This is a genomic window from Vibrio sp. 2092 (assembly GCF_033339635.1).
GTDB lineage: Bacteria > Pseudomonadota > Gammaproteobacteria > Enterobacterales > Vibrionaceae > Vibrio > Vibrio alginolyticus.
Genome location: NZ_JAWOUY010000012.1, coordinates 65,093 through 84,369, shown reverse-complemented (window position 1 = coordinate 84,369; position 19,277 = coordinate 65,093). Strand labels below are relative to the sequence as shown.

Below are 19,277 nucleotides of genomic sequence, written 5' to 3'. Positions count from 1 at the left end.
ATGAAATACAAATCATTTTCTATGCTGGCTCTCGTTATCATGACGTCGAGTGCATACGCTGAGCAACAGCTCTCTCAACAACCTGCACCAGAACTGTTTGTGCCATCAGAAGCGGTTGAGATTAATGGCCAAGATTATCGAAAAGTGCAAACTGGCACTGTTAGAACCCTATCTGAAGACGTAAAACTTCAAGCGGGTGATGAGGTGTTTAAGAATGCGTTTAGTAACGTATCCAAAGCCACAGGACTGGTTTATATCACCGTAAACAATCCTAACGAAGCGAAAGCAGTCGCCAAAGAGTTAAAATTAGAAGTTATCTTCGCAGAGGGGGAATCAGCGGTGTTAAAAGCATCTCAAGATCAAGATCTGCTAAGTATTAGCGACTACTTAAATGCAGACAGCCGGGTAAAAGCGTCTAAAATTGAACTAAACAGCGGTAAATACCGTGCACAATAATTCTCTAACAAGAGAAGTTGGCCTGTAAAACCATGCCTCAGCGATTGCTGAGGCATTTTTATGGGTAGGAACAGATACGCTATTATTCTTTAGTAACATTTCGCATAACTAGTATGATACCTAAACACCCTACTCGCCTGCGCCTGTCATTTCTTAAACAAAATAATTTCCGTTCTTAGCTCTTCTTCCGTGGTTTCCTTCGGGCTATTCAGGTAGCGTTCGATTCCTAAAGGACTGGTTTTGACTTTCATACCACTCTGACGAACCAAGTTCATCGCTAAAGCCCATGCATTTCCCAAAAACTGATATTCACCTCGGTGTTCAACGACAAATGTTTCACTCTCAGGAATGGTACCGGTAACCGCCCCTTGAGGCGCTGGTACTGAGTTATGAAGAGGAAAGCAAGTGATAAACTCGAATGTACCTTTCTGCATATCCATCGACTGGTAATAACAAAACAATTCACCATTCACGGATAGGGTTTCGTCACTAACTAACTGTTCTAGTTGCTGAACATGCTTCTCAATTACCGAACCTAATTCCTGCAAGCTAGCCACACCCTTGATCCCAATATAATGAATTTGAGGCAACGTTCGGTTCCCAATTTCGACTAAGTCTGAATGCACTCTTCCGGTTTCAAGCTTACTTTTAAGCATGCGTAACCCACGTTGATAATCCATCTCTATCATCGACTTAAACATACTTTTCAGAAAGAACAGATACCAAGGGACGCGAGATTGCATTTGCCATTCGACTAAACAGCCATTTTGTGACGGCGTCACGATTAGAGTCACCTTTCCATGGCTCTTGATTGGACGAAAGAAATGCAGCTCCATATCTAATCGATGCTCTTGAGTACTTTCCAGTACAATCGCGCCAGTCCCAATACGCTGACCATTCCATTGATAACCAGCTCCAACGTGGCCCTGATTATCACTGAATGTCAGCTCGCAGCTTGGTTCAAGAATGATCCATGGTGACCAGCTGGGCCAGTGTTTGAAGTTCTTGAGATAGCCAATAATTTCACTTTGATTCTTATTAATTTCAATACTTCGGCTGACCTGATAAGAGAGCATAACGGTTCCTCGAGTTTCCGCTTCACTAACTTCAGTCTAATTCAAATTCCAGTTTTTTCTTGTTTGACTACGGGTTAGATGCGTACGACAAGAAAAATCCAGAGCGTTAATTCTCACTTGAATCAATACGCGCAAAGCTAAGAGCAGAACTCCACTTTTGCACTAAATCGAACACCATCATCGTCCAGTACTAACGCCCACCCCATCCGTTCACATATTCGTTGTACGATAACAAGCCCACAACCATAACCAGCGTTGTACGTCTCGTTGCCATCGTGACGGTTTAGGATCTTAAGCGCATGACCTTTCAACTCAATTTCAATATCTCCCACACTATAGCTAAAGGCGTTTTTAATCAGATTGTTGATAACAATGGTCACAAAACTCTCTGGTGCCTTCACTACACCACTATGTTGTTCGTGCAAAGCGTAGTTCGAATCTTGCTTGGCAAATAAAGGAGCTAGCTCTTCCAGTTGTTTTTGTAAACAAGTAAGAAGCTGATGCTCTCCGTAATGTTGAGGCTCTATTTTCTCTTTACCAAGTAAGAGAAACGCTTCTGTCAGTACACGCATCTCGTCACAAGCTGACTGCATCCTCGTGATGGCTTTTTGCGCAACTCGAGGTTGATCAGGAAGACGCGTCAGAATGTCTGTTGAGCCTTTAATCACCATGATTGGCGTTCTCAACTCATGCGATGCAAAACGGCTAAATTCTTGTTCTCGTTTGAAATAGCCCGCGATATCGTTCTTATTATCCAGCAAAGTCTGCTCTATCTGGCGTGTTTCGCTGAACTTAGTTTCAACTTGGAAAGCGGGTTGATCCGGTGACATTTGGCTAATTTTTTCTTCGATTTGCGCTAGTGGTCGAGACAATATTCGCACCATATAAATGCCATACCCGACCATAACAAATGAAAATAAGCCACCGAGCAGTAGCGTAAACTGATGCAGCGAGCTTTCGTATTCGTCCAAGTAATCATCTGAGTCATCTTGAAACACAATGTACATAAGCCCCTTCCCTGAGGGATGGTTCAATACAACAAAGTGTTTGTCTTCTTCACCAAGCAGATATTCGTAAAAACCAGGTGAAGTAAAAGAGAGCAACCAATCGGGTGTCGGTGCTTCACTCCAATATGAGTTGAATTCCAATACGTTTGGCAATGGCGCATCCCAGCCCTGTTTCTCGAAATTCTCACTATAAAGCGCAGCTTCAGTATCTAGCCAGTGATGTAAACTCAGCACTTCCAGTTTGTTTTCTGCCACATAAATCAGCGACCAAAAAAGAGTAAACATCACAAACGTCATGACCCCAAAACCCCAACGGATCTTGCGATAAATGCTTGGATATTCGTTATGCTTTAAGTCGGTAACCTTGTCCATGAATAGTCTCTAATCGTGATTCTTCAAAACCTTTGTCTAGCGCGGTTCTTAAACCGTAAATATGGCTACGAAGTGCATCACTTCCAGGTGGTTCGTCTCCCCACACACTATCGATCACTTCTGCGCGCGAGACCGCTGCTGGAGCACGTTGGAGGAGCAATTTTAAAATTTTAGTTTGAATTCGACTCAGCTTAATTTCTTTGTTTTTTCTCGTTACTTTTCCTGTACGCGCATCTAAACAAATATCTGCAAATTTGAGCGTTCCGATATCTTGTCTTGGACCACGATTAGCCAAAGCATGAACACGCAAACTGAGCTCTTCCATCGCAAATGGCTTCATTAAATAATCATCTCCCCCCGCTTTAAAAGCCGCGATTTTGTCATCTAGCGTATCTTTTGCCGTTAGGAAGAGAATTGGCGTTCCACATAACTTATCTTGTCGAAGCTTCTGTACCGTACTGATGCCATCGAGCTTCGGCATCATGATATCCATGATGATTACATCGTAATGATTTTCCTCGATTAACTTAATCGCAGCCTCTCCATGAAACGCACAATCGATAATCATGCCTTCGAGCTCAAGATAGTCTGCAATCGTCTCCGAGACGTTATGGTTGTCATCTACAATTAAAATTTTCATAAAATCAAATTTCTTCACGATCTCTTCACGATATGCCCAATAAGATACAGGCAATTTCCTAAACTCGCTCGTAAATTGAGGCTAATACAATGAAAAAACTCGCTCTTATTTCTGTAGTAGGTTTGGCATTGTCTGGTTGTGGTGGTTCAGGTGGTGGCACCAATAGCGATAGCACACCAACTCAACCAGCAGTGAAACCAAGTGTAGCGATTGGCTCTGTTGAAGCGGTCAACGCTGAAGAAAGCACGTTAACCGTCAATGGACATACGTATCGTGTGTCTGAGGTGGTTTATGACGACACACAAGTGCAATTGGCCGATGTAAAACCCAAAATGGTGGTTCGCGTGGGTTCAGATATTCGGCAAGCTTCGGGCAATGGCGTCCGAGTCACACTTGAACCAACCATTACTGGACGTGTGACAGCGATTGATCATGTGAAGAAAAAATTCACGGTAAACGGCATAGAGCTGCAGTTTGACGGTTTAAGTGATGATATAGAGATCAACGACTGGGTGATGGTGTCATCCTTACCGACTGCGGATGCGGGTTATCGAGTGTTGTCTGTGGTCGAGCTCGACGTAGATAACGATTACCCAGCACTTGGAAGCTACTACGAACTGGAAGGTCGCATTACTAGTACCGATGAAAATGCTGGAACATTTAAGTTAGGTGGAAAAGTAACGGTGACATATAACAACGTTAACCAGCTTAGCATTGGTCAATGGATTGAAGCCGAAGGTGAAATGCAAAACGGCATCTTCATGGCAAATGAGGTAGAAGTTGAAGACTACGACGATCTAAAAAATGACAGCGATGTGGAAGGTATCGTGACTTGGGTTGCCAAGGATTATAGTGAGTTCTCTCTAAACTACCGAGGAGCCTTCTTCATTGATAACGCAACACGCTTTGAGGATGGTAGCAAAGCTAATCTAGAACAAGGTCAAGAAGTAGAAGTGACCTCTGTGATGAAAAATGGCAAACGCACAGCTACCGTCATCGAATTTGAGCGGTCGGAGTTTGACAATGACAACCAATGGCGGGGTAAAGAGTTTGAATGTGAAGGCTATGTATCAAACTACGATGCTGATTCAAGAGTGTTTGAAATTGAGCATTGTGAGAATGATGCTGATCAAGTACTAAGTAACACCACCGTTGTGATTGATGCACAAACACGCTTCCAAGGCATTGAAGAACTTAACCTAAATGGTGCTCGTGTCGAAGTCGAAGGTGTGATCATTAACGAGCAAAATATTGCCCGTGAAGTGGAGTTAGACGTTTACGACTACTAATCCCTTCTACGCTTAAGAAAAAGTGTCACTTCGGTGGCACTTTTTCTTTTCACCTTACTTTGCTTCCCAAGCTCAAACCAACAAGTTCTCAGCCAAAGCCTTTTCTCTCCGTTACACTTTACCTATGTTTCACAACATTGGTGACGAATATGAAAAAACGCAACCTCATTTTGTTAATCTTGTTTTTTGGTTCAGCCACGAGCTTAGCTAGCGTTATGGATCCTGACTGCGATGCAGAAAAGGCAGCTAAAGCCGCTGCGACAAAAGCCGTGGTTGGTGTTGGGGGTCGCTGTACGCCTAAAGAGGCACTGAAAGATACCGCAGTTGATGCAGGAAAAGACAAATTGCCAGATGAAGGGGTGGCGGGTAAAGCTGTTGATGCAATGACACCGGAAAAAGAGAAGAAAACGGTGAAAGACGTAACCAAAAAGCTCAATAACGATTGATACCTACATCATAGATGTTTGAGCGTAGAAAACATTTTCCTAGAATAAAGTGGCGATTTACCAGTTGTTTGAAGCACACGTCTAATCTTGGTTTTTCATATTCAAAAACCTGCATTTGACCACACACTATTTTTACTACACAAGTTCAAAAATTAGTAATAATTCCTCCTAACTTTGAGACTTTGAGCCTAACGAGAAATGTAACAACTTGCATACAAGTCACTTGGCTATATTGTACACATACTATATATCGAAGAAAGGAGGTTTAACGATGGTTAGAGGTTATAGTGAACAGACTCTAAAAGCCGAACCTGTAGTTCAATTGGCGGTACTGACAGGCTTAGATGCCGATTTGAACTTCATCAGAAACAACAGAGAAAAGGTTTTGCCTATAATCACAGGTGTCATTTTGTATCGACAGCTCAATAGACGCGACCAAAGAAAAGTCCTTGAGCAGGCACAGGCTTTAGGGAATTCGAAATTTTTCGGTAAGATTCAAATGCTGGTAGCGCAAAGTATTGCCAAGCCAATGTGGAACCCTTGGAGCCTATCAGATGGTGAGCTGCGCCAGTATTTTAATACTCATAAAGCAGTTGCAAATTTCCTTTCTACATGGTTTATCACCATCGATATTAAACTTGAGGTCGGCTTTATGGCAGCTGTTATATACGCACTATCAAAAGGTCAAGGGGCTGCATTGATTAAAGAAATGGCTTCAGTGCACATCGCTGAAGAGACTTTCAAAAAACTCAGCCTCTCATCAACTGCACAACAAGCTGGCGCGAGAGCATTTTTTGTAGCTGTTATTCTCGCTAGTGTACTCAAAGGCTTTAACGAGGCAGATGCGCTAGCTGCAAAGAAAGAGTTGTTACGACGTAACATGCTTGGAATAGAGGATTTGTAAGCTATGTTTTGGATACTGGGTCTTTTAGTTTCCTTGTTTATCATGTACTCGGATTACGCGCATTACTTCTATACCAAGCGACATGGAAAGAAATCTAGGGTTTCTCGCTTATTTAGCTTGTTGATCACGGTAACGCTTCCTATGATTGCGACTACCGAGATTTTGAACGATCTTAATGTAGAGAAAACCAGCTACCAAGTGTGTGTAGTTTTAGTCTCAGCTTTAGTTGGCCTTCTGGTCTGCTTGTCGGAACAGTATCGTTTTAAGTCAGAAAGAGATTAGTGGTATCGGGTTGTCCAGCTATCACCAAAGGCATCAAATTGGTGCCTATTTTATTATTGGTTTATTAATAACTGATCTGGCGAGTAAGGCCGGTTCGAATATCTTCTAACGTTCACCCTCGAGCACGAGACCGCTATCATGACTTCTTTAATGAAAAAAAGAGAGCCTTTTGACTCGGGGATTTAGAGCTCTTGGACGTCTGAATGCGCATAGTTCATACCCTCTATTGAGACGTCGGAATTATTCGCTGTACCGTGATAGAAAATTATTTATGTATTGAAACACATATACCTTGCTCGTGAATATCTAGCCGTCTCGGACATCTCAAATCTAACCTCAACTTATATCCAAATGAATTTGTAGTTTGTATCACCAACTGCTCATAGTTTATTTAACAATTAACAACGAGTTCATGGGGAGCTAATACAAAAAAGAGCGCCGATTGACGCTCTTTCCGAACTTTAATAGATAACCAATTATGCGGTCTCTGCTTCACCTATCCAATGATAATGGTGGTTAGCTTTTTTCCCCACTAAACCGAGCTCTGCCAATTCTTCAAATACCTTGTCTACCTCTTCCGCAGACAGCCTAAACTGTTTAGCAACGGCTTTTTTGGTGCACGTAATTTGATGCGTTTTAAGTGCATCGCTAACTTGCTCTAACAAGGTTTTCGGTTCCTTTGGTTCTTCTGGCTCCGGCGCTGCTGGTATTTCTTGCTCTACTTCCTCTTTTATATGAGGAAGATAACCCGCAGGCGCTGGGTCTATATCGCGAACTGTTTTCAATATCATGCCCTCATTTCTGCGATAGAAATATCGGAACCGTTGCTCTTCACCAATCAAGCCAACAAAAAATGCAGCAAAGAAGTCCAAAAGAATCGAAAGAAATACAACCAAGCCAAGCTGAGCTTGCTGAGAGGTGGTACCAAATGCGTTAGCTAGACTATCAATTAAACCAATCACTGAGCCTTGCGTCACCGGCGGTAAACTATCACGCTCCATAGCCAAGCGTTGCTGCTCTTCACGTAAGGTTTTGTTTTGCTCCTGGATGCGAGTTACACCAGTCGCGATACGTTCCATCTCGATGTATTTCTGCGCTGCCATATTGTTGAGCTCAATCTGCTTATCGATTGCCGCAATCTGACGATTAAACGCTTCCACTTTCGCCTGCTCTACCGAAATATGACTTTGTGCACTATTGGTTGCACTATTAATCCCACCAATACTACCGCCAATGGAAATCGCAGCTAAGACTAAATAAAACACGAGAGCGGTTGCTGCTCCTGTGTAGTTGCGATGGGCTCGGCGCTCACCGTATTCATACCAAGCGTAAAATTTACCTGCTTCAAAAACGATCGCTAAACCACCAAATAAGGTTTGCATCATCGGGTTTTCGTCGATAGACAAAAACAGCAATAGAGAAAAAATAGTCGATGCTAAAATCGCAGCACCGGTGAATGCATATACACTCACCATGGCAAATCGACCTTTAGGGTATCGATATCCAATCTGTTGTTCGTATTTCATTTGAGAAATTTCTTAAGATTAATCGCCCCTCCGACTAAGCAGGACGGACGTTTCTGACATGTACAAAGGAGCGCAGAATACCGTATCCTTTATTAAATTACTGTCATAATTCCGTTAATGGAAAACAAGTGAAGATTCGGTGTGCATTTTGAATCGATATCAGCCAAATCTAGCACGTAAAAACACCACCACGACACCCACTAACCGAAGCTTCAGTGACATATAAGAGAGATTAATTCGGTATCTTCAGAAGCGACTAAGCAAGACTGACAAGTTGAATTGGAGGTTGTGAATGTCAGCCGAATCAAGACATTAAAGCGTTAAAAATAGGCAACAAAACAAATAATGCACACTTGCATCACCTTTTAGTAAACTGATAATTACATTGTTTGGTTAATTTGTTAGTATCCCGCGCCGAAGAAGATAAGCACTCAATTGTATGGAAAACACTCTAATACAGCACAAACACCATCGCTTGCACGCTATTGCGGTTATTATCGCGGTGTTGTTTCAGTTGTATTTAGCGTCCACAGCCGCTCTTAATCCTACACAAGTTCACAGCACAACTTGGCTCAACAAAGTCCAAAGTGAAAAGGTTTTACTGTGTACCGCAGATGGTTTCAAATGGGTGGATATCAATACGTTGATTGAGGCTAACGCTCAATCTTCTTCTAAGCTCATCCAAGATCTTAACTTACACGACGGCTTCCAGTTTGAATGCCCGCTTCTTCAAGCTGTTCAATTCTTTCTTTTAGTTGCGATTGGGCTTTACCTGACAACCATCCATTGGCTGCGCCGAGTAAAGTATGCACTGACGACTTATCACTTTTCAAAATGCGATAAGCTCGTTTACAAACACATCGCGCCTAAGCACTCTCCGCCGAGTGTTTTTCCTGCCTAACAGGCATCTAATCATTGACAACTTTATTCAAAAATAACGATGACTCTGTTTGTTGTCCATTCAGAGAAGCTATTAATTCAAAAGGAAAAACACATGCTTAAATCATTAAAAACCGCCGCTATCGCGCTTATTGCTGTCATCGCTAGCCCACTGAGTTTAGCGCACGATTATGAAGCAGGAAAAATTCATATCGACCATCCATGGAGCCGCGAAGCGCCACCAAACGCACCTGTTATCGGTGGTTTTTTTCAATTAACCAACCACGGTGACAGTGAAGATGCATTGATCGCAGCAGAAAGCCCAATCGCAGGGCATGTCGAAATTCACACGCATAAGAAAGAAGATGGTGTGATGAAAATGATTAAGATTGACGAAGTGCGCGTTCCAGCCAATGACTCAGTGTTGTTTAAGCCAGGCAGCTTCCATTTAATGATTTTTAACCCAACACAAACTCTTAAAGAAGGCGACCGCTTCCCTATGACGTTAACATTCAAAAACGCGGGTAAAGTGGAAGTAGAAATGGCGGTTGAAAAACAAGGTCACATGGAAAAACACATGCACCATTAATGACGTAAACAAAAGTGCCCGCTGATTTAGCGGGCATTTTTATCTCAGCTTAGTCAAAATCATTATTCCGGTAGATCCTAACTCGACTCTTCAGAATAATGGTGATGAATAACGCTCGGCGAAACGGGGTCACATATCATAACAGCGTGCTCGGGCAAGAGATTCTAAATCACGCTCGTCCCTCGCTATTCAGAATGACCTTGAAAGACTTAAGATCCTAAAAAGGTTCCCTACCCGCTTAAAACTCAACCTCTCGACAAAGTTCTCCAACCATCACTTGGCAAGCCTAAATGAAATCATAAGTTTGGCAACAAAGACCCACGGTTAATCAGCTTTCTTTCTACTTGAAACAAACCTCAGCCCAACGAGCTAAGCCGGCAGTTACTGAGCCAAAATAGTTTCCACTGACAACCGGAATACTTGGCAGTACGGTTTGCACCGCATCGCGCAAGATTGGCGAGCGTGCCGAACCTCCAGTCATAAAGATAGCATCGGGTTTAACTCCAGCTTGCTCTACCGCTTCTGTCACCAACGCCGTCATTTTATTCTTTGGCGACTGGATCGCTTCGATCATTTCGTCACGTCGTACATCAACTTCAATCGTTTCTGATAGTAAGTTGATGCCAGTTCGGTAAGAAGCTTGTTCTGAAAGTGCCACTTTTGCCTCTTCGGCACGGCGAACAATGTTGTAGCCTAAAGACTCATGATACACCTCTAGCAAACGAGCAAGTTTTTCTGGCTCTTGAGCCTGCTTTTGAAGCAACTTTAACGCTGATAGGTTCTCTCGCGAATAGAAGTCACTCTGCGCTTCTACATTATTGATTGCTATCGGGTTCCAGAATTGGGTAGTCGGCATCACAATGCCTGACTCCATTTTACTTCCCATGCCAAAAGGGAACATGAGCTGCTTAAATGCTAGCGCGATATCAAGATCATTCCCGCCGACACGCTGGCCACTGTGAGCTAACAAGCTTGCGGTCCTATCTGCTTTGCCGCGCCAAGACGGTCCCATTTGGATCAACGAACAGTCCGTTGTACCACCGCCAATATCGACTACTAGAATGATTTTATCTTCGCTGAGTGTCGCTTCATACTCTAGGCCCGCCGCGACAGGCTCAAACTGAAACTCCACATTTTGGAAGCCCGCACGTTTCGCTGCCCGCAACAAAATGCGTTCAGCCTGAATGTTAGCCGTTTCACCGCCACGCCCATGAAAGTTAATTGGTCTGCCGATCACAGCATCGGTAATACTTTGCTGCGCATCGTTTTCGGCTTGAGACTTAATATTGTCCATCATCGCGCAGACAAGGTCTTCGAAGAAAGCCAATTGCACATCACGCAAGCCAGATGCACTAAGAAAAGACTTCGGCGATTTCACATAATAGATATCGCGAGGATCTTCCAAATAGAGATTAAGTGCAGCCTGACCAAACGCGATGTCGTCGGATTCTAAGTCAATACTTTCTTCTCGGTTTAAATTGATTGCCCGGCGTAAAACCTGCTCACCAACTTGATCTAATGGTTTAATATCTCGATGGCGAAATAAATGCTCGGATACCGATTCACGAGTCGGTGCAGCAAGGGTGGAAGGAATAAAAGGGCTGTTTCCTTCTAGATTAAGCAGTACTGGATCACCCGATTCCATTTTAGCCACTGAACAGTTTGCAGTACCATAGTCAAAGCCGATAAACATTGTTTCTCCCACTGTCCCACTGATTAGTGGCCTTTTGACCGTTAAAAAGCTGGCAATGCTAACTTAATGGCATAAGAATTACTATCCCAAAATCAAGTGTAATTTAACGTGGAAAATCTATCTAAGGTACACTACTTTCTCTTTTTGCAGATGGCACAACAACCGCTACCAGTAAAGCTAACAACAGGAACACGGGGCTAAGCATTAATCCATGCCAGATTGAATACCCATCATGGAACAGCCAGAATATACCAAGCGTCAGTAGGTACGAAAAGTAGCTGCAAAACACCAAGCTAATCGCGACAAAGCGCTTTTGATTAATAATAAGAATCCGCACTAGATACTGGCTAAGAATACCAGAGCAGCGCATGGCAAGTTGCCAATTAATGATAAAGAAAGCAAGCGCAATAAACCCAGCTACGACCAGTGCATCATGCGTACTTAAAATGAAGTAGCTACCAAATCGGCTTATGATGACCGGATAATCGCCTTCGTATATCGTTGACCAAGATATTGCGTTCGCTGCTGCTACGTAATTGGCAAAATAAGCAATGGCGTAGAAAGTTGTTTGAGAACTGAACGGCTGAAATACATCCGTACAAAATCCTCGCCACTCTTCTTTGTTGGCGGTAGGCCCAACCCAGTCACGTTTTTTTTGGGCGGTACGCCCGGCAAACTCAGGCCCGTTGCGAAACAACAGCCAAAATATATAGAGTGCAAGTATAACCAAGAGTATTGAAAACATACCCTTCCCCCTCAGAAATTATCGGCGCCACTGCCAATGGCGTTGGGGTCGTAAACTGCACTTCCCTGCTATACCTATTTGATTTATCAAAGACTTATTATTTTATTACCACCAAAATTCATTCAACGGCATACTATACAGCGACATTTTCACGCTTTGTGTGAAGTTCGAAAGCCTACTTTTAGGTTTAGCACAAAAATAGCTACAGCAAAGCGTAAGAGAGGGATTCCGCACCCATCAATGAAGATGAGGCGTTAAGCAGAAGCTGTGACCGCAATGAGAAGAGAAGGATTCAAAGCGGCCATGCATGGGCAAGAGGAGCAACTATTTCTCTAACTTTTCTTCAAATACACCAATCTCTCTGCCCAACCAAATCGCGTGTTCTGTGTGATCGAGCAACTCTTCTTCGCTTACTGGGTGAATAAGCACAGAAAAATCGCCTCGAATCGTATCAAGCCACGCCAAGAACTCTTCACTCAATGATTCTAGGTGAATTTCAAACATCGGCATCTTGTGTGGGCCAACTAACCTTCCAACTAATGGAAACACACGCAGCACATCTTGACGCTCTTGACGGATGATCTCGTTCAAGGCTTGCGCTTTATCTTGTTCTCTTAGGGGAAAATAAACATGAGCGTGGTACATAACTTCTCCATAATCACTTCCACTTGAGCACCACCTACTTTGGATAAGCTCAAGGACTGCCGAGGGTATACATTTGTAATGCCGTCACCCTACCTTGATTCCACTCAGTTGGGAAGAAGTTATGCATTCTCATAAGGTCGAGGCTTCGAGCACAACAAAAATTTGCAATTCATCATATAGCAACTGTTTGAGTTGATTCATTAATAATGACTCACTTTGTCAAATTTTACAGCCAAATTTTGTTGCAAATATGTTTCATTAACCAGTAATTAAATTCGAGTTTAAAAATACCACCAACAAAATAGCAGCATATTACTCTGCAAAATCAGGGTGTAAGCAAAACTTTACTACTGAGCGAAAGTCAAAATGAAGCATAATTTAACAATTTGTTTACACTTATTGTATCTGGCTATACCACGATTTAGTTAGAGGGTTAGATACAGAAAAGCCTTTCTCTGTATCTTGCGGTGAAATATTCGCAGCGATGTTATCGACAAATAGTTTAAGGGACGAACAGATGCCTACCGCTATCGAAAGCACACGCAACCTTAGGTATGGCCTTTGCGCTGATATCAGAGTTTGAGTACCCATACAAACTCTGGTTTTGTATGAACAGCTGCAGTCCAAAAGACCCGCAGCGTCAAAAGGAGCTTGAGATGAACGTTCAGGCATTACCCATGCATCGGTTTATCGACCATCGTGGGGACCTAGTCGGCCAACTACCCAACTGGGCTGACACTGAAACATTGGTCGGGTTTTACCGAGATATGGTATTAACTCGCACTTACGACAACAAAGCAGTTGCCTTGCAACGCACCGGTAAGCTAGGGACCTATCCCTCACACTTAGGCGCGGAAGCCATAGGCATTGCGGTCGGCAGAGCACTTAAAGCCGATGATGTGTTTGTTCCTTACTACCGCGATATGCCTGCGATGTGGTGTCGTGGCATTGGCATGGAAAAGAACCTTCAATACTGGGGTGGCGATGAGCGCGGGAGTGATTTTGCTCCTGAAGGCAGTCCGGTTCCTAGCCGAGACCTTCCCTACTGTGTACCCATAGCGACGCAATGTACGCATGCTGTCGGGGTGGCTTCCGCGCTAAAAATTCAAGGTAACCATGAAGCTGCGCTAGTGATGTGCGGCGATGGTGGTACATCCAAAGGGGACTTTCTTGAGTCAATAAACTGCGCAGGTACTTGGAATATTCCACTTGTTTTCGTCGTAAACAATAACCAGTGGGCAATTTCAGTTCCGCGTAGTCTCCAATGTGCCGCCGATTTCTTATCAGAAAAAGCGCAAGGTGCAGGTATACCGGGTATTACTGTCGATGGTAACGATGTCGTCGCCGTTTATGATGCAACTAAAACCGCCCTTGAGAGAGCAAGAAAAGGGAAAGGTGCAACACTCATCGAAGCGGTGAGTTACCGACTGAGTGACCACACTACGGCCGATGATGCGACTCGTTATCGTAAAGAAGATGATGTTCAAACTGCATGGCAATACGAACCTATCGCACGTCTTAAAACGTACCTCCTTAATCAAGGCGCTTGGAGCGACGAACAAGAACAGCAATGGCTAGATTACTGTAAAGAGCAAGTAGAGTTAGCTGTTGAACGCTATCTGAGCTTACCGCCACAAGCACCAGAAACCGGTTTCGATTATTTGTATGAATCGCTACCTCAAGAGCTTCATGCACAAAGAGATGAACTCATCAACAAGGCAATGAGAATGCAGGGAGGCAGACATGGCTGAGCTAACGTTGGTTGAAGCAGTAAACCTTGCCCTGCACCACGAAATGCAACAAGACCCCAATGTTGTCGTACTAGGTGAAGACGTGGGCGATAATGGTGGTGTATTTCGTGCCACTGTTGGACTCAAGCAAGAGTTTGGTCTTAAACGAGTCATCGATACGCCACTCGCTGAAGCCTTAATCGGCGGGGTTGCGGTCGGTATGGCAACGCAAGGATTACGACCTGTCGCCGAATTTCAGTTTCAAGGTTTCGTTTTTCCTGCGATGGAGCACTTAATGTGCCACGCAGCTCGAATGCGTAACAGAACTCGCGGTCGGCTCACTTGTCCCGCGGTTTTTCGTGCGCCATTTGGCGGCGGTATCCACGCTCCGGAACACCACTCAGAAAGCGTGGAAGCGCTATTTGCTCACACTGCTGGATTTAAAGTGGTGATTCCTTCTTCTCCACAACGCGCATACGGCTTACTTCTCGCTGCAATTAGAAGCAATGATCCCGTCATGTTCTTCGAACCGAAGCGCATATATCGCACCGTTAAATCTGAAGTCGTTGATAACGGCGAAGCACTCCCACTCGACACCTGCTTCACCTTACGTAAGGGGCGAGATATCACGCTCGTTACTTGGGGCGCATGCGTCGTAGAGTCACTTCAGGCCGCGCAAACCTTGTCTAGTCAGGGAATTGAAGTCGAGGTGATTGATTTGGCGAGTATTAAGCCAATTGATACCGCGACGATTTTCAGCTCACTAGAAAAAACTGGGCGTTTACTCGTTGTTCATGAAGCGAGTAAAACTTGTGGTGTGGGCTCTGAGCTATTAGCTCGAACCGCTGAACACGCCATGTGCTTACTTAAAGCCCCACCTAAACGAGTAACTGGAATGGACACCATTATGCCTTATTACCGTAACGAAGATTATTTCATGGTTCAGGAAGAAGACATTGTGACCGCGGCGCGCGAACTCGTGGAGGATTGGAAATGAAGACGTTTAATTTACCCGATCTCGGTGAAGGTCTCGCTGAGTCAGAAATTGTCAAATGGCACGTTAATGTCGGAGACATGGTTAAATTAGATCAAGTGATCTTAACCGTAGAGACAGCAAAAGCGACGGTAGACGTCCCTGCCCCCTATTCGGGCCGTGTGGTCAGCCGTCATGGTGAGGAAGGTGAAATCGTCAATATTGGTGCATTACTGCTAGAGATTGATGAAACAGGTGCCGGGATAGAAGTAACGGAAGAGAAAAAAGCCACTGCTGACGCCGCAACCGTCGTCGGTAGCGTTTCTCACCAAGCGCATCATGTTAACGTTGATGATTTCTGGATTGGTGGCAACCACAACACGACAGAAAGTAACCTCGTTACCGCCCTGCCTTCGGCTCGCTTGTTGGCACAAAAACTTGGGGTAGATCTTAACCTCGTGTCAGGTAGTGGCCCGAACGGACTTATCGTAGATGCCGATATTTACGACGAAGCCGGAAAACAGCGTCCAGGCACCGAAGTTTTGAAAGGCGCTCGACGTACCATGGTATCGTCTATGACCGAGTCGCACGAACATGTTGCCGCCGTAACCATTACGGAAGAAGCATTGTTGGAAGATTGGCTGCCAAACGAAGATATCAGTATCCGCCTTGTTCAAGCGATTGTTCATGCGTGTCAAGAAGAGCCCGCTTTAAACGCTTGGTTTGATGCCGAAACCATGACACGCTGTGTACACACAACGGTCAATGTAGGAATTGCAGTAGATAGCCGTCATGGATTGTACGTGCCAGTCTTGCGCCACGCAGATGAATACGAGCCACAAGATGTTCGTCGTTGGCTCGATCAAACCGTTGAAGGGATCAGAGAGAGAAAAATCGGTCGTGAGCAATTGCAACACGCGACGATTACGCTTTCCAACTTCGGCGCGATTGCCGGTATTTACGCGACACCTGTCGTCACACCGCCACAAGTCGCTATTGTCGGCGCGGGCCGAATACTCGACCGAGTTGTGATAAGAAATGGTCAAGCAATTTCGGTGAAAGCAATGCCGCTATCCGTAACGTTTGATCATCGCGCTTGTACTGGTGGTGAAGCTGCAAGGTTTACAAAAGTACTTGCAGAGCACCTGCAACGTCCGAGCGAAAAGTAACTTATAAAAATCAAATGATAAAGGCTTCCAGTCCGGAAGCCTTTTGTTTTAGGAAGCAAGACTATATCTACAGCTTCTCTAACAGCTCAGGCATTACCACAAACAAATCGTCGACCAATCCATAATCTGCAATGTCAAAAATAGGCGCATCAGGGTCGCTATTAATTGCAACAATCACCTTGGAATCTTTCATTCCCGCCAAATGCTGGATCGCGCCAGAAATTCCGACGGCAATGTATAACTCCGGTGCAACAATTTTGCCGGTTTGCCCGACTTGATGGTCATTAGACACATAGCCCGCATCGACCGCCGCTCGTGACGCCCCTACCGCTCCACCTAGCTTGTCAGCCAATTGTTCTACTAAAACAAACTTCTCTTTACTCCCGAATGCACGACCACCCGACACCACTACTCTAGCCGCTGGCAATTCTGGTCGCTCACTTTCTGGCGTTTGTTGCGAAACAAACTCACTAAGTTTATTGATAATCACCGTGTCGACTTGAGTAAGCTTAGGGACAACTGGCGTGTCAGATAGCTCTGCGGCATCAAAAGCCGTACTTCTTATGGTCATCACTTTATAGGGGTCATTCGACGTGACTCTCGCCAATGCATTTCCAGCATAAATTGGACGAATCACCGTATCGATAGACTCGATTGTCATCACGTCAGAAAGTTGACCAACATTAAGCAACGCCGCCACACGAGGCATCACATTCTTACCAAATGTACTGGCAGGAGAAAGAATGTGTGAGTAGTTTTTGGCTACTTGTGAGATCAAAGGTGCGATATTTTCCGCTAATCCATGTTCATATCCCTTCGCATCAACCCAGATAATTTCTGCAACACCTTGAACACAATTCAACTCATCCAAAACTGATTGGCACTGATAACCAATAAGCAACACAGAAACAGGAAGCGATTTATCATCATCCTTAATCTCAAATGCCGCTTTAATTGCACACAGCGTCCCTACAGCCAACGATTGGTTGTCATGCTCTGCGAGCACAAGTGTTGCTAATGGTCGGTCTTCCATGGTCATGCCTCATATAACACGTCAGATCCATTACTTGAGCTTAGTCCACTTCACGTTAACGTCAACTGAGCTATAGTTTTCTGTATAGAAACCAAAAACCTGTCACGCAGATGACGATAATAGAAAGGAAGCATAGAGATGGAACGAGAGTGCATGGAGTTTGATGTCGTGATCGTGGGGGCCGGACCTGCAGGCTTAAGCGCCGCTTGTCGGCTAGCTCAACTCAGCCAAGACAGTGAAGGTGACGCACTTTCAATTTGCGTTGTAGAAAAAGGCTCAGAAGTGGGCGCACATATTTTATCTGGCGCTGTTTTTGAAACTAGTGCCTTAGATGAGCTTTTCCCCAACTGGAAAGAAATGGACGCCCCGCTAGCAGCCTCAGTTCAACGAGATGATTTCCTTTATCTTACTACTGAACAAAACCATATTCGCGTTCCCCACTTCCTTACACCGCGTCCAATGATAAATGGCGAGAATAATTACGTAATTAGCCTTGCCAACCTTTGCCGTTGGCTCGCTAACCAAGCAGAAAATCTTGGGGTGGAAGTTTTTCCGGGCTTTGCCGCTGCAAGCATCAATTATGATCAGACTGGCGCCGTGACAGGCATTAACACGAGCGATATGGGACTAGATAAGAACGGCCAGGCCAAACCTAACTTTGAACCAGGTATCGAGCTAAGGGCAAAATACACCCTTTTTGCTGAAGGTTGTCGCGGACATCTGGGTAAAGAACTTATTCAAAGGTTCGACCTAGACGCAGGAAAGCAACCACAGCACTACGCGCTTGGCCTAAAAGAGGTATGGGAGTTGCCCACTGACAGTAAGGATGTATCTGGCAGTGTTATCCACTCCGCTGGCTGGCCCTTGAGTGAAACAAATACCACAGGCGGCGGTTTTCTCTATCACATGGAGAACAACCAAATCGCCGTGGGGCTTATTGTCGACTTGAATTACAGCAATCCTTACTTGAGCCCGTTTGACGAATTTCAACGCTTTAAACACCATCCTGCTATTGAACCACATTTGAAAGGTGCTCAGCGCATCGCTTACGGCGCAAGAGCCATTGCGAAAGGTGGACTTTCCTCTCTGCCGAGACAGCAATTCCCTGGCGGTTTATTGATTGGTTGTGATGCGGGGACTTTGAACGTTGCTAAAATTAAAGGCAGCCACACAGCAATGAAATCCGGAATCATTGCAGCAGAAGCGGTACATACGGCCCGACAAACTGGAGCTTCTGAGCCAGACTACCAGTCGTTGTTTGAACCATCATGGTTGTATGACGAACTCGCTGAAACGCGTAACTTTGGTGCGAACATTCATAAGTTTGGCAGCATACTGGGCGGTGCTCTTTCGACTTTTGAACACAACCTGTGGCAACCACTGGTTAAGAAGCCGTTACCTTGGTCTATCAAGGACTATTCGCACGATCATGAGCAGTTAAAACCTAAACAAGAGTGCCACCCAATTGCATACCCAAAACCAGATGGTGAAATCAGTTTTGATAAGCCTTCGTCGGTATTTTTGTCGGGAACACAGCACGAAGAGAATCAACCTTGTCACCTTGTTCTGACTTACCCTCACATTCCAATTGATGTGAATTTAGGTATGTATGACGAACCGAGTCAGCGCTATTGCCCCGCTGGGGTTTACGAAGTGGTGGAAGTGGACAATAAGTTGAAGTTTCAGATAAATGCCGCCAACTGCGTTCATTGCAAAACCTGTGACATCAAAGATCCATCGCAAAACATCACATGGAAAGCACCTGAGGGTGGCGGCGGACCAAGCTATCAAAACATGTAGATACGTTAGTATATTGACCGTCT

At 44.6% G+C, this 19,277-nt stretch carries 20 protein-coding genes; 11 read left to right on the top strand and 9 right to left on the bottom strand.

Annotation, left to right across the window (positions count from 1 at the left end):
• Positions 1-456: a hypothetical protein gene (locus tag R7P80_RS19310; RefSeq protein ID WP_047100954.1), complete on the top strand. Its 456-nt coding sequence runs from the start codon at positions 1-3 to the stop codon at positions 454-456.
• Between the two features lie 146 nt (positions 457-602).
• Here R7P80_RS19310 and R7P80_RS19305 read toward each other — a convergent pair whose 3' ends face one another.
• From R7P80_RS19305 to R7P80_RS19295, 3 genes are all read right to left on the bottom strand, one after another.
• On the bottom strand, positions 603-1,532 hold the full coding sequence (locus tag R7P80_RS19305) for an SRPBCC family protein (RefSeq protein ID WP_047100953.1): 930 nt from the start codon (positions 1,530-1,532) through the stop codon (positions 603-605).
• Between the two features lie 137 nt (positions 1,533-1,669).
• Positions 1,670-2,911 (bottom strand): sensor histidine kinase, encoded by a 1,242-nt coding sequence (locus R7P80_RS19300; protein ID WP_047100951.1) that lies wholly within the window; start codon positions 2,909-2,911, stop codon positions 1,670-1,672.
• Positions 2,883-3,551, bottom strand: coding sequence for a response regulator transcription factor (locus R7P80_RS19295; protein ID WP_047101150.1), 669 nt, complete (start codon positions 3,549-3,551; stop codon positions 2,883-2,885). The genes R7P80_RS19300 and R7P80_RS19295 overlap by 29 nt, the downstream gene beginning before the upstream one ends.
• 89 nt (positions 3,552-3,640) lie before the next feature.
• Here R7P80_RS19295 and R7P80_RS19290 point away from each other — a divergent pair, with 89 nt between their 5' ends.
• The 4 genes from R7P80_RS19290 to R7P80_RS19275 all read left to right on the top strand — a co-directional run bounded on the left by R7P80_RS19290 (position 3,641) and on the right by R7P80_RS19275 (position 6,472).
• Positions 3,641-4,840 (top strand): DUF5666 domain-containing protein, encoded by a 1,200-nt coding sequence (locus R7P80_RS19290; protein ID WP_225477809.1) that lies wholly within the window; start codon positions 3,641-3,643, stop codon positions 4,838-4,840.
• A gap of 149 nt (positions 4,841-4,989) precedes the next feature.
• A complete protein-coding gene (locus R7P80_RS19285) occupies positions 4,990-5,286 on the top strand; it encodes a hypothetical protein (RefSeq protein ID WP_115386687.1) in 297 nt (98 codons plus the stop codon).
• Positions 5,287-5,557: 271 nt separating this feature from the next.
• On the top strand, positions 5,558-6,190 hold the full coding sequence (locus tag R7P80_RS19280) for a hypothetical protein (RefSeq protein WP_225473152.1): 633 nt from the start codon (positions 5,558-5,560) through the stop codon (positions 6,188-6,190).
• A 3-nt stretch (positions 6,191-6,193) separates the two neighbouring features.
• A complete protein-coding gene (locus R7P80_RS19275) occupies positions 6,194-6,472 on the top strand; it encodes a hypothetical protein (protein WP_080996836.1) in 279 nt (92 codons plus the stop codon).
• A 476-nt stretch (positions 6,473-6,948) separates the two neighbouring features.
• On the opposite strand, the gene R7P80_RS19270 is transcribed toward R7P80_RS19275, so the two are convergent.
• A complete protein-coding gene (locus R7P80_RS19270; protein ID WP_115386688.1) occupies positions 6,949-7,998 on the bottom strand; it encodes a Preprotein translocase subunit SecY in 1,050 nt (349 codons plus the stop codon).
• A 439-nt stretch (positions 7,999-8,437) separates the two neighbouring features.
• On the opposite strand from R7P80_RS19270, the gene R7P80_RS19265 reads away from it, so the two are divergent.
• On the top strand, positions 8,438-8,899 hold the full coding sequence (locus R7P80_RS19265) for a hypothetical protein (protein WP_005388493.1): 462 nt from the start codon (positions 8,438-8,440) through the stop codon (positions 8,897-8,899).
• A 93-nt stretch (positions 8,900-8,992) separates the two neighbouring features.
• Positions 8,993-9,466: a copper chaperone PCu(A)C gene (locus tag R7P80_RS19260; protein WP_005375841.1), complete on the top strand. Its 474-nt coding sequence runs from the start codon at positions 8,993-8,995 to the stop codon at positions 9,464-9,466.
• A gap of 340 nt (positions 9,467-9,806) precedes the next feature.
• On the opposite strand, the gene yegD is transcribed toward R7P80_RS19260, so the two are convergent.
• The 4 genes from yegD to R7P80_RS19240 all read right to left on the bottom strand — a co-directional run bounded on the left by yegD (position 9,807) and on the right by R7P80_RS19240 (position 13,140).
• A complete protein-coding gene (gene yegD, locus R7P80_RS19255; RefSeq protein ID WP_225477807.1) occupies positions 9,807-11,159 on the bottom strand; it encodes a molecular chaperone in 1,353 nt (450 codons plus the stop codon).
• A gap of 121 nt (positions 11,160-11,280) precedes the next feature.
• Complete coding sequence (locus R7P80_RS19250) at positions 11,281-11,904, bottom strand: hypothetical protein (RefSeq protein ID WP_005375837.1); 624 nt, start codon at positions 11,902-11,904, stop codon at positions 11,281-11,283.
• Between the two features lie 324 nt (positions 11,905-12,228).
• Positions 12,229-12,549 (bottom strand): DOPA 4,5-dioxygenase family protein, encoded by a 321-nt coding sequence (locus tag R7P80_RS19245; protein ID WP_115386690.1) that lies wholly within the window; start codon positions 12,547-12,549, stop codon positions 12,229-12,231.
• Positions 12,550-12,945: 396 nt separating this feature from the next.
• On the bottom strand, positions 12,946-13,140 hold the full coding sequence (locus R7P80_RS19240) for a hypothetical protein (protein WP_147289583.1): 195 nt from the start codon (positions 13,138-13,140) through the stop codon (positions 12,946-12,948).
• Positions 13,141-13,205: 65 nt separating this feature from the next.
• Between R7P80_RS19240 and pdhA the strand changes: the two genes are divergently transcribed.
• Genes pdhA through R7P80_RS19225 form a run of 3 tightly spaced genes read left to right on the top strand, consistent with a single transcriptional unit; the run spans position 13,206 to position 16,421 of the window.
• A complete protein-coding gene (gene pdhA, locus R7P80_RS19235) occupies positions 13,206-14,300 on the top strand; it encodes a pyruvate dehydrogenase (acetyl-transferring) E1 component subunit alpha (protein ID WP_025998586.1) in 1,095 nt (364 codons plus the stop codon).
• Positions 14,293-15,276 (top strand): alpha-ketoacid dehydrogenase subunit beta, encoded by a 984-nt coding sequence (locus R7P80_RS19230; RefSeq protein WP_017634235.1) that lies wholly within the window; start codon positions 14,293-14,295, stop codon positions 15,274-15,276. Before pdhA ends, R7P80_RS19230 begins: the two co-directional genes overlap by 8 nt.
• Entirely contained in the window at positions 15,273-16,421 is a 1,149-nt protein-coding gene (locus R7P80_RS19225) for a dihydrolipoamide acetyltransferase family protein (RefSeq protein ID WP_053307766.1), read from the top strand. Before R7P80_RS19230 ends, R7P80_RS19225 begins: the two co-directional genes overlap by 4 nt.
• Positions 16,422-16,488: 67 nt before the next feature.
• On the opposite strand, the gene R7P80_RS19220 is transcribed toward R7P80_RS19225, so the two are convergent.
• Entirely contained in the window at positions 16,489-17,454 is a 966-nt protein-coding gene (locus R7P80_RS19220; protein WP_017821214.1) for an electron transfer flavoprotein subunit alpha/FixB family protein, read from the bottom strand.
• A 138-nt stretch (positions 17,455-17,592) separates the two neighbouring features.
• Between R7P80_RS19220 and R7P80_RS19215 the strand changes: the two genes are divergently transcribed.
• The gene (locus tag R7P80_RS19215) at positions 17,593-19,254 is read left to right on the top strand and encodes an electron transfer flavoprotein-ubiquinone oxidoreductase (protein WP_225491849.1); all 1,662 of its coding nucleotides are present in this window, start codon (positions 17,593-17,595) and stop codon (positions 19,252-19,254) included.
• The last annotated feature ends 23 nt before the right edge of the window (positions 19,255-19,277 follow it).

Excerpts from the sequence above, each read along its gene's own strand:
- R7P80_RS19275 (WP_080996836.1), top strand. The coding sequence starts at position 6,194 with ATGTTTTGGATACTGGGTCTTTTAGTTTCCTTGTTTATCATGTACTCG.
- R7P80_RS19250 (WP_005375837.1), bottom strand. The coding sequence starts at position 11,904 with ATGTTTTCAATACTCTTGGTTATACTTGCACTCTATATATTTTGGCTG.
- R7P80_RS19310 (WP_047100954.1), top strand. The coding sequence starts at position 1 with ATGAAATACAAATCATTTTCTATGCTGGCTCTCGTTATCATGACGTCG.
- R7P80_RS19280 (WP_225473152.1), top strand. The coding sequence starts at position 5,558 with ATGGTTAGAGGTTATAGTGAACAGACTCTAAAAGCCGAACCTGTAGTT.
- R7P80_RS19225 (WP_053307766.1), top strand. The coding sequence starts at position 15,273 with ATGAAGACGTTTAATTTACCCGATCTCGGTGAAGGTCTCGCTGAGTCA.
- R7P80_RS19240 (WP_147289583.1), bottom strand. The coding sequence starts at position 13,140 with ATGGGTACTCAAACTCTGATATCAGCGCAAAGGCCATACCTAAGGTTG.
- pdhA (WP_025998586.1), top strand. The coding sequence starts at position 13,206 with ATGAACGTTCAGGCATTACCCATGCATCGGTTTATCGACCATCGTGGG.
- R7P80_RS19270 (WP_115386688.1), bottom strand. The coding sequence starts at position 7,998 with ATGAAATACGAACAACAGATTGGATATCGATACCCTAAAGGTCGATTT.
- R7P80_RS19245 (WP_115386690.1), bottom strand. The coding sequence starts at position 12,549 with ATGTACCACGCTCATGTTTATTTTCCCCTAAGAGAACAAGATAAAGCG.
- R7P80_RS19305 (WP_047100953.1), bottom strand. The coding sequence starts at position 1,532 with ATGCTCTCTTATCAGGTCAGCCGAAGTATTGAAATTAATAAGAATCAA.
- R7P80_RS19215 (WP_225491849.1), top strand. The coding sequence starts at position 17,593 with ATGGAACGAGAGTGCATGGAGTTTGATGTCGTGATCGTGGGGGCCGGA.
- R7P80_RS19285 (WP_115386687.1), top strand. The coding sequence starts at position 4,990 with ATGAAAAAACGCAACCTCATTTTGTTAATCTTGTTTTTTGGTTCAGCC.
- R7P80_RS19260 (WP_005375841.1), top strand. The coding sequence starts at position 8,993 with ATGCTTAAATCATTAAAAACCGCCGCTATCGCGCTTATTGCTGTCATC.
- R7P80_RS19230 (WP_017634235.1), top strand. The coding sequence starts at position 14,293 with ATGGCTGAGCTAACGTTGGTTGAAGCAGTAAACCTTGCCCTGCACCAC.
- R7P80_RS19220 (WP_017821214.1), bottom strand. The coding sequence starts at position 17,454 with ATGGAAGACCGACCATTAGCAACACTTGTGCTCGCAGAGCATGACAAC.
- yegD (WP_225477807.1), bottom strand. The coding sequence starts at position 11,159 with ATGTTTATCGGCTTTGACTATGGTACTGCAAACTGTTCAGTGGCTAAA.
- R7P80_RS19295 (WP_047101150.1), bottom strand. The coding sequence starts at position 3,551 with ATGAAAATTTTAATTGTAGATGACAACCATAACGTCTCGGAGACGATT.
- R7P80_RS19290 (WP_225477809.1), top strand. The coding sequence starts at position 3,641 with ATGAAAAAACTCGCTCTTATTTCTGTAGTAGGTTTGGCATTGTCTGGT.
- R7P80_RS19265 (WP_005388493.1), top strand. The coding sequence starts at position 8,438 with ATGGAAAACACTCTAATACAGCACAAACACCATCGCTTGCACGCTATT.
- R7P80_RS19300 (WP_047100951.1), bottom strand. The coding sequence starts at position 2,911 with ATGGACAAGGTTACCGACTTAAAGCATAACGAATATCCAAGCATTTAT.